Here is a 17,171-nt window from a genome sequence, read left to right as displayed (position 1 = left end):
CGCCTGCGGGAGAGGGCTGGGGTGAGGGGAAAACCGCACCGCGCTTATCGCGCCAGCATCAGGCAGCGATAAATCTCCGCCATCATCACCTCAAACTCATTAACCACCTGATGATTCCAGAAGCGCAGCTTTGTGCTGACAGTGAATAGCGGTGCCCAGCCGACTATGCCGGTGTAATAACGGTTGGTGCGCGCTGGCCCTCACCCTAACCCTCTCCCGCTTACGGGAGAGGGAACCGTTAAGTGCGGGGTTTGGGTTCAGAGCCAGGCCTGCACATAGCTAAACCCCGCATAAGACTACCCCCTCTCCCGCCTGCGGGAGAGGGCTGGGGTGAGGGGAAAACCGCACCGCGCTTATCGCGCCAACATCAGACAGCGATAAATCTCCGCCATCACCGCCTCAAGCTCATTAAACACCTGATGATTCCAGAAGCGAATTACGCGCCAGCCGCAGCGCTGTAAATACGCCGTGCGCCGGGCATCGTAAGCCTGCTCTTCAGGCGTATTGTGCTGTCCACCATCCAGTTCCACGATCAGCGATCGCTCAACGCAGGCAAAATCAACGATGTACCCTCCTACTGGATGCTGGCGGCGAAACTTCGCGCCACACACATTTCGGTTGCGTAAATAACGCCATAGTTTTTGCTCCGCTTGCGGCATCGCTTTTCGCAGCGCGCGCTGCGGTTGCACGGTGTCGTTCATCGCTGCTCCTTCGCTCTGCCCACCAGCTTACGCCGCTTTACTCAGCTTCAAAGCAAAGGTGTTGAAATCCTGAATCTGCATTCCAGTGTGATCGCTAGCACGCTAAGCGCTTAATGCGTATGATGAAGCGCCACGAAAACAGGAGCCTGACATGCCCACCGTGCTATCTGCCTGCTGGCGCTATCTGCGCGCCTTTGCCATCGTCTATGCCGCGCTGTACGCCGGCAACGGCCTTGCGGCCCTGCTGCCATTTACCATTCCCGGCAGCATCCTTGGCATGCTGTTGCTGTTTGCCCTGCTGGCGCTGCAGATTATCCCGGTAACGTGGGTGAAACCCGGCTGTCAGCTGTTGATCCGCTACATGGCGCTGCTGTTTGTACCGATCAGCGTTGGCGTGATGGGCTACACCGATATCCTCAGCGCACAGTTTGGCCCGATTGTCGTCTCCTGCATGGTCAGCACCCTGCTGGTATTACTGATTGTCGGCCTGAGCGCCGAGCGCCTGCAGCGTCCGAAGGAGTCTGGCCATGAGTGACGCCTGGTGGTCACTGCCGCTTACTGTGGTGGCGTATCTGCTGGCACGCCGTCTGGCAGCCAGAATCAACCTCTCCATTGTCAATCCACTGCTGGTGGCCATGGCGATCATTATTCCACTGCTGCTGCTGACGCACCTGCCCTACGCGCGCTATTTCGCTGGCAGCGCGCTGCTTAATCAGCTGCTGCAGCCCGCCGTGGTGGCGCTGGCGCTGCCGCTGTATGAGCAGATGCACCAGATTCGCGCGCGCTGGAAAACCATCATTAGCGTCTGCTTTATCGGCAGCATTACCGCCATGGTGTCCGGCACGGCGATCGCGCTGTGGATGGGGGCGACTCCGGAAATCGCAGCCACCATCCTGCCGAAGTCGGTGACCACGCCCATCGCCATGGCAGTGTCGGGCTCGCTACACGGTATTCCCGCCATCAGCGCCATTTGTGTATTGATTGCTGGCGTGCTGGGCGCGGTGTTTGGTCACATGCTGCTGAATCTGTTTAAAGTGCGCAGCAAGTCATCACGCGGGCTGGCGATTGGCAACGCGTCTCATGCGCTCGGCACCGCGCGCGCCGCGGAGATTGACTATCAGGAAGGCGCCTTCAGTTCACTGGCGCTGGTAATCTGCGGCATCATCACCTCGTTACTGGCGCCTTTCATTTTTCCTTTGCTGATGCGCTTACTGGGGTAAAACTTGCGAGAGATCTCGCAAAGTTGAAACAAGCCAATCAGCTTGCATTGTCATAGCGACATGGATCACATATAAACCTTGAGGCGGCGCTTCGCCGCTGACGAGTTAATGAGGCCATAACATCATGCATGCACGATTCACTTCCGCTTTCTCTGCCCTGCCCGCTGCGCTGCAGAGCGCGCTTCAGCCGCTGCTGGACGCCGCTGATTTTCACGGCGTGCTGCGACCGCAGGAGGTGACTCAGCTGCAACAGGCAACCGGTCTGGATGATGATGCGCTGGCACTCGCACTGCTGCCGATTGCCGCCTGTTGTGCCGTGGCACCGGTTTCGCACTTTAACGTGGGCGCTATTGCGCGCGGCATCACTGGCCACTGGTACTTCGGTGCCAACATGGAGTTTTTACATGCGCCGCTGCAGCAAACGGTCCACGCCGAGCAGAGCGCAGTCACGCATGCCTGGCTGCGGGGCGAAGCGCAGCTGGCGACCATTACCGTCAACTACACGCCGTGCGGGCACTGCCGCCAGTTTATGAATGAACTCAATAGCGGTACGGCGATTCGCATCAGCCTGCCGGGCCGCGCGGTCAGCACGCTGGCCGACTATTTACCCGATGCCTTTGGCCCGGCCGATCTCAATATCAGTGAACGGCTGCTGACGCCGGTCGACCACGGTTTCCTGCCGCAGGGCGATGCGCTGCAGCAGGCCGCGATTGATGCCGCCAGCCGCAGCCATGCACCTTACAGCCAGAGTTATAGCGGCGTGGCGTTACAGAGCCGCAGCGGCCAGATTTACACCGGGCGCTATGCCGAAAATGCCGCCTTTAACCCGAGCCTGCCGCCATTACAGGCCGCGTTGATTCTGATGAATATGCACAACGAAGCGCTGGAGGAGATTCAGCAGGCGGTGCTGGCAGAAAGCGCCGACGCCACGCTGAGCCAGTTTGATGCCACGCGCACCACCCTCGCCGCGCTCGGCTGCAGCAATTTCTCAGTTACTTTAGTTTCGAAACCAACAGTTTAGTGATCCTTTTACCGCTTTTGTGACCTTCTATTAACAAAAGCTGTACATCTGCAGGAATTTTCATAGGATCGGGCGCCAGAACTTCACAATAAACGGGTCTGGCGTTACCTTCTTGCTGGCGACACGTCAGAAAACACTGCAACCGGAGCAAACACTGCATGGAACTCGAGTACGAAAGTAAACGTCCGCTGTATATTCCTTACGCGGGTCCGATCCTGCTGGAATTTCCGCTGTTGAACAAAGGCAGCGCCTTCTCGCTGGAAGAACGTAACGAATTTAACCTCAATGGCCTGCTGCCAGACGCCGTAGAAACCATCGAAGAGCAAGCCGAGCGCGCCTGGCGTCAGTTCCTGGACTTCAAAAACAATAACGACAAGCACGTCTACCTGCGCAACATCCAGGACACCAACGAAACGCTATTCTATCGCCTGCTGGACAACCACCTGGAAGAGATGATGCCGATCATCTACACCCCAACGGTTGGCGCGGCCTGCGAACACTTCTCAGAAATCTACCGTCGCGCGCGCGGGGTGTTTATCTCCTATAACAACCGCGACCGCATTGAAGACATGCTGCAAAACGCCACCAAGCAGAATGTCAAAGTCATCGTGGTCACCGACGGCGAGCGTATTCTCGGCCTCGGCGACCTGGGCATTGGCGGCATGGGCATTCCTATCGGCAAGCTGTCGCTGTACACCGCGTGCGGTGGCATCAGCCCGGCCTACACCCTGCCGGTGGTGCTGGATGTCGGCACCAATAATCAGCAACTGCTGAACGATCCGCTCTACATGGGCTGGCGCCATCCGCGCATCACCGGCGAAGAGTATGAAGCCTTCGTTGATGAATTCATTCAGGCGGTGAAGCGCCGCTGGCCAAACGTGCTGCTGCAGTTTGAAGATTTCGCGCAGAAAAACGCCATGCCGCTGCTGGAGCGTTACCGCGATGAGATCTGCTGCTTCAATGATGATATTCAGGGCACGGCCGCTGTCACGGTGGGCACGCTGATCGCCGCCAGCCGCGCCGCAGGCAGCCGTCTGTGCGAGCAGAAAGTGGTGTTCCTCGGTGCCGGTTCCGCCGGCTGCGGTATTGCCGAGCAGATCGTCGCACAGATGAAATCCGAAGGCCTGAGCGATGATGAAGCGCGCGCGCGCGTGATGATGGTAGACCGTTTCGGCCTGCTCACTGACAAATTGCCTAACCTGCTCGATTTCCAGAGCAAGCTGGTGCAGAAGAGCGACAATCTGAAAGACTGGGATGTCACCAGCGATTCGATCTCACTGCTCGACGTGGTGCGTAATGCCCAGCCGGATATCCTGATCGGCGTTTCCGGCCAGCCGGGACTGTTCACCGAAGAGATCATTCGCGAGATGCACAAGCACTGCAAACGCCCGATCGTGATGCCGCTCTCTAACCCGACCTCGCGCGTGGAAGCAACGCCGGCAGATATCATCGCCTGGACCGACGGTGACGCGCTGGTCGCCACCGGCAGCCCGTTTGCACCGGTCACCTGGAAAGGCAAAACCTACCCGATTGCCCAGTGCAACAACTCCTATATCTTCCCGGGTATCGGTCTCGGCGTGATCGCTGCCGGTGCCACCCGCGTAACGGATTCGATGCTGATGACCGCCAGCCGCGCGCTGGCTGACTGCTCACCGCTGGTTAACGACGGTGAAGGTCCGGTGCTGCCAGAGATTAAGGATATCCAGGGCGTCTCCAAAGTGATCGCCATGGAAGTGGGCAAAGCGGCGCAGCTGGCGGGCGTGGCGGTGGTCACCTCCGAGGACGTGCTGTCGAAAGCCATCAACAACAACTTCTGGCTGCCGCAGTATCGTCACTATCGCCGTACCTCGATTTAATTGCAGACCGACGCTGCCGCACGCTTCAGGTGCGGCAGCGCTTAAAAAAACGCCAGCCGACCGGCGCAAACTTGCTTAGCCGTGCCGCCTCAAGTAGCCTTGACCCATCTGAATTTTCGTCAACCGAGTGCCCGTGCGCATACTTAAACGCGTTTTCTTTGGTCTGTTTATCATCATCTTACTGGTGATGGCGACCGCGCTCGGCCTCGATCGCTGGATTAGCTGGCGAACCGCGCCGTTTATTTATGAAGATGTCGCTTCGCTGCCGCATCGTCAGGTCGGCGTGGTGCTGGGCACCGCCAAGTATTACCGCACCGGCGTCATCAATCAGTATTACCTGTATCGCATTCAGGGCGCGCTCAACGCTTACAACAGCGGCAAGGTGAATTATCTGCTACTGAGCGGCGATAATGCGCTGCAGAGCTACAACGAGCCGATGACCATGCGACGCGATTTAATCAAAGCTGGCGTCGATCCCTCGGACATCGTGCTGGATTATGCCGGTTTCCGTACGCTGGATTCGATTGTGCGCACACGCAAAGTCTTCGACACCAACGACTTCATCATCATTACCCAGCGCTTCCACTGTGAACGCGCACTGTATATCGCCCAGCACCTTGGTATTCAGGCGCAGTGCTACGCCGTGCCGTCGCCCAAGAATATGCTGTCGGTGCGGTTCCGCGAGGTGGGTGCGCGTCTCGGTGCGCTGGCGGATCTCTATCTGATGAAGCGCGAGCCGCGTTTCCTTGGCCCGCTGGTGCCGATTCCGGCGGTGCATGAAGTGCCGGAAGATGCGCAGAGCTACCCGGCGGTCACACCGGAACAGTTGCTCGAGCTGGAAGAGAAGCTGCGGAAATAATCGGCGAGAGGCCAGCAGCCGGATCTGACGTTGGTGAGTTAAGCAGGATCGCGGCGATGCTGCCGGTGCGCATCAATGCGCACCCTACAAAATACCGGCCATCCCCTGCAGTTCTCACCGCTATCCTTATTGTGCAATAAAAACAAAAAGGGCCGCGTTGCCGCAGCCCTGATGGGTGGCCTTGTTCTCTGCTATTTCTTGCGCGCGTATTTCAGTGAATCAAGCGCCACGGCGAAGATGATGATGCCGCCCTTGATGATGTACTGCCAGTACGGGTTCACGCCGATGTAAGTCAGACCGTAGTTGATGACGGTGAAGATGATCACACCGGTCACCACACCCGCGACGGTACCTACCCCGCCAGCGAACGACACGCCGCCCACCACGCAGGCCGCAATCGCATCCAGCTCATACATAAAGCCGAGGTTGTTAGTGGCGCTGCCGATACGGCCCGCTTCCAGCATCCCGCCGAAGGCATAGAACACGCCGGACAGCGCATACACCAGGATCAGGTTAAGCGGAACGTTAACGCCAGAGACTTTCGCCGCTTCCGGGTTACCGCCGATAGCAAAGATGTTTTTGCCGAAGCGGGTTTTGTTCCACAGGATCCAGACGAACACGATGGCGATAATCGCATAGAAGGTGATGAACGACAGCTTGAAGTCGCCGAAGCGCAGGAAGCCCTGGGCAAACTTCGAGAAGCCAGCGTCAAAACCGGCAATCGGTGAAGCGCCCACGAAGTCGTAGTACAGCGAGTTGATGCCGTAAACGATGATCATGGTGCCCAGCGTGGTGATAAACGGCGTCACCTTCAGGTAAGCGATGATCACGCCGTTAACCAGACCAATCACGCCACCGATGATGCACACGGTCAAAATCACCAGCGGAATCGGCACGGTTTCCAGATGCGGGAACACCTTATTGGCGTTATCCATCGACTGCAGCAGCGTTGCTGCCACCACCGCCGCCAGACCCACCTGGCGACCCGCCGACAGGTCAGTGCCCTGGGTCACGATCAGACCGGCTACGCCGAGGGCGATAATAATACGGACCGATGACTGAGTCAGAATGTTACTCAGGTTCATCAGGCTTAAAAAGGTCGGATCCTGGAAAATAATAATCGCCAGCAGTACCAACAGGACAACATAAATGCCGCCCTCTTTTAACCAGGTTAGCGCATTCTTTTTAGTAGTCGCTTTCATGTTAAAGCCCTTGCTTCATTAAAGGTGTAATGACGCTAAACGCAGGATTTCATTCTGCGAGGTCGTTTTAGTATCGACAATGCCCGCTACCTGACCATTACTCATTACCAAAATACGGTCGGTAATGCCCAGCAGCTCTGGCATTTCAGAAGAGATAATAATGATGCCCTTTTCTTTTTTCGCCAGCTCCGAGATCAGCTGATAAATCTCGAATTTAGCGCCAACGTCAATACCGCGCGTCGGTTCATCAAGCATCAGTATTTCCGGCTGCGTCAATAACCAGCGACCAATAATGACTTTTTGCTGGTTACCGCCGGAGAGCGATCCAATTTGGGTATGATGGCCGGGCGTTTTCACCCGCATGGCATCAATGACCCACTGGGTATCGCTTTTCATGCGTTTATTATCCAGCAGACCCATACTGGATTTATATTTCTTGATATTAGAAATGAGCGAGTTAAAACCAATATCCAGGTAGGCATAAATCCCGGTGGAACGCCGCTCTTCCGTTACCAGCGCAAAACCATGGTTGATGGCTTCGTTGGCGCTGTGGTTATTAATCGCTTTACCGTGCAGTTTAATGGTGCCGCCCGACTTCTCACGGATACCAAATAAGGTTTCCACAATGTCAGTACGCTTGGCGCCCACCAGGCCGGCAATCCCGAGAATCTCGCCTTTATGCAGATCAAACGAGATATCACGGATCGATGGCTGGCGCAGCGAGGTCAGATTGCGCACCTCCAGAATCACTTCACCCGGCACGTTAGTTTTGTCCGGGAAGCGCTGGTTGAGCGAACGGCCGACCATCATGGCGATGATCTTGTCCATGTCCAGCCCTTCCAGCGGCTGGGTGGCAATCCACTGGCCGTCACGCAGAATGGTGATCTCATCGCACAGCTGGAAAATTTCTTCCATTTTATGCGAAATATAAACAATACCGCAGCCGCGATCTTTCAGCTTACGGATAATGGTGAACAGGTGGTTAACTTCTTTTTCGGTCAGCGATGACGTGGGCTCATCCATAATGACGATTTTCGCGTCATAGGAAAACGCCTTGGCGATTTCAATCATCTGCATTTGCGATACCGAAAGCGTCGCGACTTTATCGCGCGGATCGATATCAATATCTAATTCATCAAAGATCGCTTTGGTATCACGATACATTTTATCCTGATCGACAAACGGACCTTTGCGCGGATAGCGCCCCAGCCACATGTTGTCCATCACGTTGCGCTGCAGCACCAGATTTAATTCCTGATGCACCATTGAAACGCCATTTTCCAGCGCCTCTTTGGAGGATTTGTAATCTATTTCCTCACCCTGAAACAGGATGCTCCCCGTATCCTTTTTATAAATCCCAAACAGGCATTTTAATAAAGTGGATTTACCGGCGCCGTTTTCACCCATTAAGGCATGGACGGAGTGCGGCCGCACTTTTAAATTCACATTATCTAAGGCTTTCACCCCTGGAAATGATTTCGAGACATTCGTCATCTCCAGCAGATATTCTCGCTGTGTGGTCGGATTCTCACTGGCCATAATTTACCTGGCTAAAAAAAGCGTTGGTCAGATGCAATAAGGCGCGGCAGAAAAGCCGCGCCCGGGACGAATTACTTCACAAACTGCGACAGGTTTTCTTTATCAACCGGTACGTACGGTACGCGGACCACTTTGCCGTCCATCTTGAAGTTAGTACCTGCGGTTGGCTCTTTGCCATTGGCCAGGTTATTAGCAATGTCCAGCGTGGCTTTCGCCTGGTTTTCCGCATCGTTCAGCACGGTACCGGCCATCGCACCGGATTTCACCAGCGCCAGCGCTTCTGGCAGGGCGTCAACACCAAACACCGGAATGCTGGTTTTGTTGTGCGCCTTCAGCGCTTCAACCGCACCCATCGCCATCGCATCGTTGTTCGCGATGATTACTTCAATTTTGTTGGCGTTCGGGCCAGACAGCCAGGCATCCACTTTGTCTTTCGCCTGCGCGGTATCCCACATTGCAGTATCCATCGCCAGCTGCTGGGTTTTGATGCCGTCTTTGTTCAGGGTTTCGATGACGTATTTGGTACGTGCTTCGGCATCCGGATGGCCCGGTTCACCTTTCAGCAGCACGAACTGAATCTGACCGTCTTTGTTCAGATCCCAGGCTGGCGTAGCTTTCCAGTGTTTCTCGATCAGCTCACCCTGCTTGATGCCGGACTCTTTGGAGTCGGTACCGACATAGTAAGCTTTGTCGTAGCTGGCCAGCACTTTCGCGTTAGGCTCTTTGTTGAAGAACACCACCGGCACGTCGTTCGAGCGCGCTTTGTCGATCACCACTGCCGCAGCAGCCGGATCCACCAGGTTGATGGCCAGCGCTTTCACGCCTTTCGCCATCAGCACGTCAATCTGGTCGTTCTGTTTGGATTGGTCGTTCTGTGAGTCGTTCATCAGCAGCTGAATGCCGCCAACGGCTTTCGCCTCTTTTTCGATGTCCTTGCGCACCATCGACATGAAGTTGTCGTCATATTTATAAATTGTCACGCCAATGCGGGTATCGGCGGCGTGCGCAGTTGCACCAAACATCATGCTGGCAACCAGTGCTGTGAGCGTGAAAACCTTCTTATTCATGGTATCTCCGGTTTTTTTATGCAGGGTATTTCATCGCGCCGTATTGCCTGCGGGCAGACAGCGCAGTCGGTTGAAACGCTATTTTTTATGGGGCAGGCGCTGCTACCAAGCCGGACCACCATCGCTATCCTGACTTCCCTGTAGGTAAACGCTTCCTGAAGTGTGTTGTGAACCATTTCAATCGGCTACTGAAACCAGACCGGGGAAGGAAAGCCCGGCGTTACATAATGTTTCAGTCCGGTAAGACGCTGCCATCATAGTGAGCGCCATGTTAATTAACTGTGAATACAATCACAGATTGGAAACGGTTACACGGCGCTATCGCCTGAATTAGTGACCGACTCCACAATTTGCCGCTGCGCCACCGAATGGCGCCGCACCAGCGTAGGCATGAAGCAGTGCGCGGCGTGCGGATCGAGCGTGCCTGCTGCGCCCTGCAGGGCCAGCTCAGTCGCCAGTTTCGCCATAGAAACAATGGGATAGCGCACCGTGGTTAGTTGCGGGTCGGTGTAACGGGAAATGGGGATGTCATCGAAGCCGATGACAGAGAAATGCTGCGGCACCTGAATACCGTTATCTTTCAGCGCGGTGAGCGCACCGGCCGCCATGCCATCGTTATAGGAGAACACCGCAGTGAGGTGCAGATTGCGCCCCAGCAGTTCCACCATCGCGGCTTCACCGCCCTGCATGTCCGGTTCGGCATGCGCAATCCAGCCCTCCGGCGGGCGGATGCCCTGCTCCGCCAGTGCCTGCAGCCAGCCGTCGCGGCGCTGCGCCACGTCCTCAATCGGATGGCTGGAGCTGAGGTAACCAATGCGCTGATGGCCCTGCTGTAACAGCATGCGCGTCGCTACCTGCGCCCCGGTAACATTGTCGAGGCAGACGCAGCGGTGCTCGTAACCGGGAATAGTACGATTAATCAATACCATACCGGGAACCTGATCCATAAACCGGGCAAGCTCCGCGTCTGTAAGCGTTTTCGCGTGCACCACCAGCGCGTTGCAGCGCTGGCGAATCAGCACTTCAATGGCATGGCGTTCTTTCTCTTCCTGATGCCACGAATTGCTGATGAGCACATGCTTGTGCATGCGCTGCGCCACGGTATCCACCGCTTTAACCAGCGCACCAAAGAAGGGATCGGAAACGTCCATGACCACCACGCCGATGGTATCGCTCACCTGGGTCGCCAGCGCCTGCGCGTTGGCATTCGGCCGGTAGCCGAGCGATTCAACCGCCTGCAGCACGGCTTCGCGGGTATCAGAGGTGACTGCACTGCTGTTATTGAGCACCCGCGACACGGTGGCAACGGAAACCCCGGCCTGACGGGCGACATCACGAATCGTTATCATGCAGTTGTTCCACAGAGGAGAAAATGCGCGACTGGCGCGTAACGGCGCTATTCTGTCAGGGCATCGGAAACAGCTGCGTGAATTACGTCACACGGATGAAAACGGTTACATACAATTATGCAACCTTTGTGATGAACATCATTATCTGCCGGTGGACGCGTTATCCGCTTTTCCGGCGGCGAGCTGCGTCAGCCGGCGCCAGAGCCACTCCATCGGTCCCTGCGGGAAGACGCGCAGCCACAGCACGGAGAACAGAATATTGACCAGCCAGATAGCTGGTACAAAGGCCAGTAGCTGCAGGCGGTCAAATTTGAGGAACAGATCGAAGCGGTAGAACAGCGTGGTGCAGATCAGCGTCTGCAGCAGATAATTGCTCAGCGCCATGCGCCCGACGCACTGAATGGCGTAACTGAACCGCGTGGCGGCGATGGCCGGCCAGTAACCGAGACAGAGCGCAGCGTAGCCAAGGCTGATAAACGGACTGGCAAGATCGCGTGGCACCTGCAGGAAAAAGCCGCTCCAGCGAAATTCCCACTGTAGCAGCCACTGCGCCAGCACGCCGGGTATGGCAATCAGCCAGCCGATGGTCAGTAACAGCGCCGCCGCGCGTCGGTAGTGTTGCAGACTAAACTGGCCGCTCAGCCAGCCGCTGCGCATCAGCGCGGCACCGATCAGCATCAGCCCGGCCAGCTGCCAGCCATACTGCGAAGCCAGCGCCATCAGGCCGGATGACAGGTGTTCGAGGCGATTCTGCACCGCTTCCCAGCCGCCGACCAGTTTCCAGTAGCTCTCATACTCCAGATCTGCCGCGCCCGGCAGCCATGAGCGCGTCGGCTGCGGACTGGAGATGACGCCAAACACCAGCAGCACGGCACAGCCCACCAGATAGAGCAGCACGCCGGTGTGTAATAGCGCCCGCTCCGACGGCACGTCACGCAGCATGCGCCAGACAATCAACCCAATCAGGCCATAATCCAGCAGGATGTCGCCTTCCCACAGGAACACCGCGTGGATGAACCCGATGAAGACCAGCAGCGTTAAGCGCGAGGAGATCCAGCGGCTGCCGCGCGGCACCTGCAGTGCCAGTCCGGCACCAAACAGCAGCGCAAACAGCGTCAGGAATTTTAGCTGCGCCAGGCCATCCATGATTGCCCAGGTCCAGGCATCAGAAACGGAGGCTTCACCCTGCCAGGCCGGATTGAGATAGGCCGCCGAGGGCAGACCAAAGCCGACGATATTCAGCAGCAATATGCCGAGAATGGCGCAACCACGAATGAAATCCAGCGCGAGATAGCGTTGCATCGAGTGCCCTGACGGTGAGAGGAACACGGGCGACAACGACGCCGCCCGCGCTGCTTAGCTGTGGCGTACCGCGCGCAGGAACTCCTGACGCGTGTTCTGGCTCGATTTGAACAATCCGCCGAGTGAAGTGGTGGTGGTCGCGCTGGTCGCATCTTTGACGCCGCGCGCTTTCACGCAGTAGTGCACCGCATCGATCGACACCGCCACGTTATTGGTGCCCAGCAGGGTTTGCAGCGCCACCAGCACCTGCTGGGTCAAACGCTCCTGCACCTGCGGACGCTGGGCGAAGAACTGTACGATACGGTTGATCTTCGACAGGCCAATTACCTTGTCTTTAGGGATATAGGCCACGGTGGCTTTGCCGTCGATGATCACGAAGTGGTGTTCACAGGTGCTGGTCAGGGTGATATCACGCACGGTGACCATTTCGTCCACCTTCATCTTGTTTTCGATGACGGTGATTTTCGGAAAGTTGGCGTAATCCAGACCTGAAAATATTTCGTCGACATACATCTTGGCGATGCGGTGCGGCGTCTCCATCAGGCTGTCGTCTTCCAGGTCCAGATTCAGCAGCTGCATAATCTGGGTCATGTGGCCGGCGATCTCGCGCTTGCGTGACGCGTCGTCCATGTCGCGCACCGGGGCGCGTAATGGCGTTTCCAGGCCACGCGCCAGCAGTGCTTCGTGAACCAGGGCGGCTTCCTGACTTAAGGTGCTCATCGTACTCTTCTCCGGCAGGTGATGCGCCCGCAGGTCTGCGCCTGCGGGGGAAATTCTGAGCGCGTATTGTGAAACACAACGCGCGCTTAATCCAGCAATCAATCCGATTGGAAATGAAAGCGTTTCAGGTGGGCGATCGCCGCATCACCAGCGCCCCCGCCAGCAGCAACCCGCCTCCGGCCACCCACAGCGCCGGATCGAGCCGGTGCCACAGCAGGCTGGAAATCCAGGACAGCAGCGGCCCACCGAGCTGTCCGATGGCATAACCGGTCGTGAGCAGGCCGGCGAGATAGCGCGCGTGGTGCGGCGCCAGCTCCCGGCTGTACTGCAGCGACAGCTGCACCACGCAGAGAAAGCCGCCGCCAATCAGCAGCGCCGCCAGCAACAGACCGTTGATGCCCGGCAGTACGATGGCGGCGATCACGCCCAGCGCCTGCGCCCACAGCACCAGCGCCAGCCGCCGATGGCTGCTGCCCCAGTGGCGCGTCACGATCCCCAGCACGATGCCGATCACCGCCGCCCCGCCAAACACCGGCCAGACAAACTGCGCAAAAGCGCTATCAGGGAAGCGCGCCGCCGCCATTTGCGACAGGAAGGTGGCGGGCAGAATATAGCCAAAGCCAGCGAGGCTGTAGCTGAGGATCAGGCGCTTCAGGTCACGCGTCAGCAGCAGCGGTGCGGCGGCCTGTTGCGGACGATGCAGCTGTCCGCTGCGCGGCAGGAAACGCGCAATCGCGGCAATTAGCAGAAGCGCCAGCACACCATATGCCGCCCAGGCAAACGCCGCGCTCACGCCGCTGGCGTGCAGCAGTACCGCCAGCATGCCGCTGATGAAGATGCCGGTGCCGGGACCGGCAAACACCGCTGCCGACAGGCCCGGCCGGCCGTGATGCAGCAGTTGCTCATTGCTCCATGCTGCCACCAGCACCATTGCCCAGCCGCTGGCGACGCCGATCAGAAAACGCACCACCGCATGCAGCCACGGCCCGCTGATACAGGCGGACAGCAACGTCAGCGCGACGGCACCCCAGACACCCAGCTGCAGCCGCCACTCCACGCGCCGCTGCGCGCGCATCGCGTCAAACGATCCGGCCAGATAACCGAGATAGTTCAGCGCCGCGACCAGGCTGGCGCTGGCGAGCGTGAGCTGATCGTCGTGAATCATCAGCGGCACCTGCGGGGTAAACGCAAATCGCCCAATCCCCATTGCAACCACTAAACTTAAAAACGCGCTAAGCGCGACTCGCCACGCCATTCTGACTCCGGATCGATTGGATTATCACTTGTCAGCAGCATGCATGACGTTTAGACTCACGAAAAGTGAATAATATTAACCAAGTTGTTTACGAGAAGAGAATATGGATTTAGTACAGCTCCGCATGTTCTGTTCCGTGGCCGAAACCGGCTCACTGGCGCGCGCCGCCGAAATGCTGCATCGCGTGCCGTCTAATCTCACCACGCGACTGCGACAGCTGGAAGAAGAAATCGGCGTCGATCTGTTTATTCGTGAGAAGCAGCGCATTCGTTTGTCGCCGATGGGCCACAATTTCCTCAATTATGCGCAGCGTATTCTGGCATTGAGCGACGAGGCGCTGAACATGGCGCGCGCCGGTGAACCCGGTGGTAACTTTGCCTTCGGTTCGATGGAGAGCACCGCCGCCACCCGCCTGCCGGGATTGCTGGCCGCCTATCATCAGCGCTTCCCCAACGTCGCGCTGTCGCTGGTGACCGGCACCTCAGGCGATATCATCGATAAAGTGCGCGCCGGCACGCTGGCGGCGGCGCTGGTGGACGGTCCGGCCAGTCATGACGACCTGAATGGCTGCATCGCCTTTCGTGAAGAGATGGTGCTGATCACCAGCCTCGAACACGCGCCGATTCACAGCGCCCGCGATACGCAGGGCGATACGCTGTTTGCCTTTGGCAACAGCTGCTCGTACCGCACCCGGCTGGAGTCCTGGTATCGCGACAGCCAGAGCGCACCGCACAGCGTTATGGAGATTCAGTCTTATCACGCCATGGTCGCCTGCGTAGCCGGTGGTGGCGGCGTGGCAATGATTCCCGCCTCGGTGCTGGCGCAGATGCCGGCCCGCGCGCGCGTGCAGCAGCACAGCCTGCCGCCGACCTGGCGCGACACGGCCACCTGGCTGATGTGGCGCCGCGACGCCTTTACGCCCAACGTTGAGGCGCTGAAGTATCTGATTATTGAAATGTTTGATGACCGCCCGCTCAACGATGAACTGCTGCATCCGCTGCAGGCCGCTGAGTAAGCGTTATTTTTTATCCAATCACGACATCACAGGAAGAGGGATTGCATGAACATGATTAAAACCCGCGCGGCCGTGGCCTGGGCTGCTGGCGAACCGCTGAAGATTGAAGAAGTGGATCTGATGCCGCCACAGAAAGGGGAAGTGCTGGTGCGCATCGTTGCCACCGGCGTGTGCCATACCGATGCTTACACCCTGTCAGGTAAAGATCCGGAAGGCGTATTCCCGGCGATCCTCGGTCACGAAGGTGGCGGCGTGGTTGAAGCGGTGGGCGAAGGCGTTACCAGCGTGGCGGTCGGCGATCACGTGATCCCGCTGTACACGCCAGAGTGCGGCAAGTGTAAATTCTGTCTCTCCGGCAAAACCAACCTGTGTCAGGCAATCCGCACCACGCAGGGCAAAGGGCTGATGCCCGACGGCACCACCCGCTTCTTCAAAGACGGCAAGCCAATCTTCCATTACATGGGCACCTCGACCTTCTCTGAGTACACCGTCGTACCGGAAATCTCCCTGGCGAAAATCAGCAAAGAAGCGCCGCTGGAAGAAGTGTGCCTGCTCGGCTGTGGCGTAACCACCGGCATGGGCGCGGTGATGAATACCGCCAAAGTGAAAGAAGGCGACACCGTGGCGATTTTCGGCCTCGGCGGTATTGGCCTGTCGGCGATCATTGGGGCGAAAATGGCGAAGGCCGGTCGCATCATCGGTATTGATATCAATACCAGCAAGTTTGACCTGGCGCGCAAACTGGGCGCGACCGACCTGGTTAATCCGAAAGATTTTTCCAAGCCAATTCAGGAGGTTATCGTCGAGATGACCGACGGCGGCGTGGACTTCTCGTTTGAGTGTATCGGTAACGTCAACGTGATGCGCTCCGCGCTGGAGTGCTGCCATAAAGGCTGGGGCGAATCAGTGATTATCGGCGTTGCCGGTGCCGGCGAAGAGATTTCTACCCGGCCGTTCCAGCTGGTTACCGGTCGCGTATGGCGCGGGTCGGCGTTTGGCGGCGTGAAAGGACGCACTCAGCTGCCGGGCATCGTGCAGGATTACCTCGACGGTAAGTTTGCGCTGAATGATTTCATCACCCACACCATGCCGCTGGAAGAGATCAACGAGGCATTTGAGCTGATGCATGAAGGCAAATCGATCCGTTCCGTGGTGCATTTTAATAAATAAGCAGGAGGCGACATGGCATCCACTCTGGAGCTGCTGGAAGAACACCGTATTTTTGGCGGCTGGCAGCAGCGCTGGCGTCATCAATCCGCCGTGCTCAACTGCCCGATGACGTTCAGCATTTTTCTGCCACCGCCGCGCGACGACGCGCCACCGCCGGTGGTGTGGTTTCTCGCCGGGCTGACCTGCAACGATGAGAACTTCACCACCAAAGCCGGTGCGCAGCGCGTGGCAGCCGAACTCGGTCTGGTGCTGATTATGCCGGACACCAGCCCGCGCGGCGATGCAGTGGCCAATGACAGCGGGTACGATCTGGGCCAGGGTGCCGGGTTTTATCTCAACGCCACGCAGCAACCGTGGGCGGCACATTATCGCATGTTCGATTATCTCAGCGAGGAGCTGCCGGCGCTGGTGGCGGATAACTTCAAGCTGAGCGATCGCCAGTCGGTAATGGGGCATTCGATGGGCGGCCACGGCGCGCTGGTGCTGGCGCTGCGCCTCGGCGGGCGCTTTGCGTCGGCGTCCGCGTTTGCGCCAATCGTCAACCCGACCGAAGTGCCGTGGGGACAGAAAGCCTTTGCCGCCTATCTGGGCGACGATCGCCAGACGTGGCGCGAGTGGGATAGCTGCCTGCTGATGCAGAACGCTGAACATCGCCTGCCGGTGCTGATCGATCAGGGCGATAGCGATCAGTTCCTCGCCGATCAGCTACGCCCGGAGCGGCTGGAAGCAGTGGCGCGCGAGCAGAACTTCCCGCTGGAGCTGCGTATCCAGCCGGGGTATGACCACAGCTACTTCTTTATCGCCAGCTTTGTGGAGGACCATCTGCGGTTCCACGCGCAGCATTTACTGGCGTAGTGCACTTCTCTGCCCCTCTGATGCTGAGGGGCAGAACGTG

Annotated in this window: 16 protein-coding genes; 8 read left to right on the top strand and 8 right to left on the bottom strand. The window is 57.8% G+C overall.

The features are described 5' to 3' along the window. Positions 1-353: 353 nt before the first annotated feature. Entirely contained in the window at positions 354-701 is a 348-nt protein-coding gene (locus tag AC6I8P_RS06800) for an endonuclease domain-containing protein (RefSeq protein ID WP_481657522.1), read from the bottom strand. Between the two features lie 151 nt (positions 702-852). Between AC6I8P_RS06800 and AC6I8P_RS06795 the strand changes: the two genes are divergently transcribed. The 5 genes from AC6I8P_RS06795 to sanA all read left to right on the top strand — a co-directional run bounded on the left by AC6I8P_RS06795 (position 853) and on the right by sanA (position 5,657). Continuing rightward, the gene (locus AC6I8P_RS06795; protein ID WP_021509289.1) at positions 853-1,236 is read left to right on the top strand and encodes a CidA/LrgA family protein; all 384 of its coding nucleotides are present in this window, start codon (positions 853-855) and stop codon (positions 1,234-1,236) included. Then, positions 1,229-1,921, top strand: coding sequence for a CidB/LrgB family autolysis modulator (locus AC6I8P_RS06790; protein WP_021509288.1), 693 nt, complete (start codon positions 1,229-1,231; stop codon positions 1,919-1,921). Before AC6I8P_RS06795 ends, AC6I8P_RS06790 begins: the two co-directional genes overlap by 8 nt. Positions 1,922-2,045: 124 nt before the next feature. After that, the gene (gene cdd, locus AC6I8P_RS06785; RefSeq protein WP_481657521.1) at positions 2,046-2,942 is read left to right on the top strand and encodes a cytidine deaminase; all 897 of its coding nucleotides are present in this window, start codon (positions 2,046-2,048) and stop codon (positions 2,940-2,942) included. Positions 2,943-3,100: 158 nt separating this feature from the next. After that, a complete protein-coding gene (locus AC6I8P_RS06780; protein ID WP_058757262.1) occupies positions 3,101-4,798 on the top strand; it encodes an NAD-dependent malic enzyme in 1,698 nt (565 codons plus the stop codon). A 139-nt stretch (positions 4,799-4,937) separates the two neighbouring features. Next, a complete protein-coding gene (sanA, locus tag AC6I8P_RS06775; protein ID WP_104093252.1) occupies positions 4,938-5,657 on the top strand; it encodes an outer membrane permeability protein SanA in 720 nt (239 codons plus the stop codon). Between the two features lie 191 nt (positions 5,658-5,848). Here the strand turns inward: sanA and mglC are convergent, their stop codons facing one another. The 7 genes from mglC to AC6I8P_RS06740 form a co-directional block, all read right to left on the bottom strand. Beyond that, a complete protein-coding gene (gene mglC / locus AC6I8P_RS06770) occupies positions 5,849-6,859 on the bottom strand; it encodes a galactose/methyl galactoside ABC transporter permease MglC (protein WP_021509284.1) in 1,011 nt (336 codons plus the stop codon). Between the two features lie 18 nt (positions 6,860-6,877). Beyond that, on the bottom strand, positions 6,878-8,398 hold the full coding sequence (mglA, locus tag AC6I8P_RS06765) for a galactose/methyl galactoside ABC transporter ATP-binding protein MglA (protein ID WP_021509283.1): 1,521 nt from the start codon (positions 8,396-8,398) through the stop codon (positions 6,878-6,880). Between the two features lie 71 nt (positions 8,399-8,469). Next, positions 8,470-9,465 carry a galactose/glucose ABC transporter substrate-binding protein MglB gene (gene mglB / locus AC6I8P_RS06760; protein ID WP_021509282.1) on the bottom strand — a complete coding sequence of 332 codons (996 nt, stop codon included), beginning with the start codon at positions 9,463-9,465 and terminating at the stop codon, positions 8,470-8,472. Between the two features lie 308 nt (positions 9,466-9,773). Beyond that, complete coding sequence (gene galS / locus AC6I8P_RS06755; protein ID WP_021509281.1) at positions 9,774-10,814, bottom strand: HTH-type transcriptional regulator GalS; 1,041 nt, start codon at positions 10,812-10,814, stop codon at positions 9,774-9,776. Between the two features lie 141 nt (positions 10,815-10,955). Further along, positions 10,956-12,116: a DUF418 domain-containing protein YeiB gene (yeiB, locus tag AC6I8P_RS06750; RefSeq protein ID WP_498031073.1), complete on the bottom strand. Its 1,161-nt coding sequence runs from the start codon at positions 12,114-12,116 to the stop codon at positions 10,956-10,958. Positions 12,117-12,170: 54 nt separating this feature from the next. Beyond that, positions 12,171-12,836, bottom strand: coding sequence for a GTP cyclohydrolase I FolE (gene folE / locus AC6I8P_RS06745; RefSeq protein ID WP_021509279.1), 666 nt, complete (start codon positions 12,834-12,836; stop codon positions 12,171-12,173). 124 nt (positions 12,837-12,960) lie between these two features. Continuing rightward, positions 12,961-14,091 (bottom strand): YbfB/YjiJ family MFS transporter, encoded by a 1,131-nt coding sequence (locus tag AC6I8P_RS06740; RefSeq protein ID WP_127834345.1) that lies wholly within the window; start codon positions 14,089-14,091, stop codon positions 12,961-12,963. 103 nt (positions 14,092-14,194) lie between these two features. On the opposite strand from AC6I8P_RS06740, the gene ptrR reads away from it, so the two are divergent. Genes ptrR through fghA form a run of 3 tightly spaced genes read left to right on the top strand, consistent with a single transcriptional unit; the run spans position 14,195 to position 17,131 of the window. Next, the gene (gene ptrR, locus AC6I8P_RS06735) at positions 14,195-15,106 is read left to right on the top strand and encodes a putrescine utilization regulator PtrR (protein ID WP_058757258.1); all 912 of its coding nucleotides are present in this window, start codon (positions 14,195-14,197) and stop codon (positions 15,104-15,106) included. A gap of 45 nt (positions 15,107-15,151) precedes the next feature. Beyond that, complete coding sequence (locus tag AC6I8P_RS06730) at positions 15,152-16,276, top strand: S-(hydroxymethyl)glutathione dehydrogenase/class III alcohol dehydrogenase (RefSeq protein WP_152390648.1); 1,125 nt, start codon at positions 15,152-15,154, stop codon at positions 16,274-16,276. 12 nt (positions 16,277-16,288) lie between these two features. Next, on the top strand, positions 16,289-17,131 hold the full coding sequence (gene fghA, locus AC6I8P_RS06725; RefSeq protein ID WP_021509275.1) for an S-formylglutathione hydrolase: 843 nt from the start codon (positions 16,289-16,291) through the stop codon (positions 17,129-17,131). The last annotated feature ends 40 nt before the right edge of the window (positions 17,132-17,171 follow it).

It is taken from the genome of gamma proteobacterium symbiont of Lampromicra miyakona (assembly GCF_059730895.1).
This window is presented reverse-complemented; position numbering and strand designations above follow the sequence as displayed.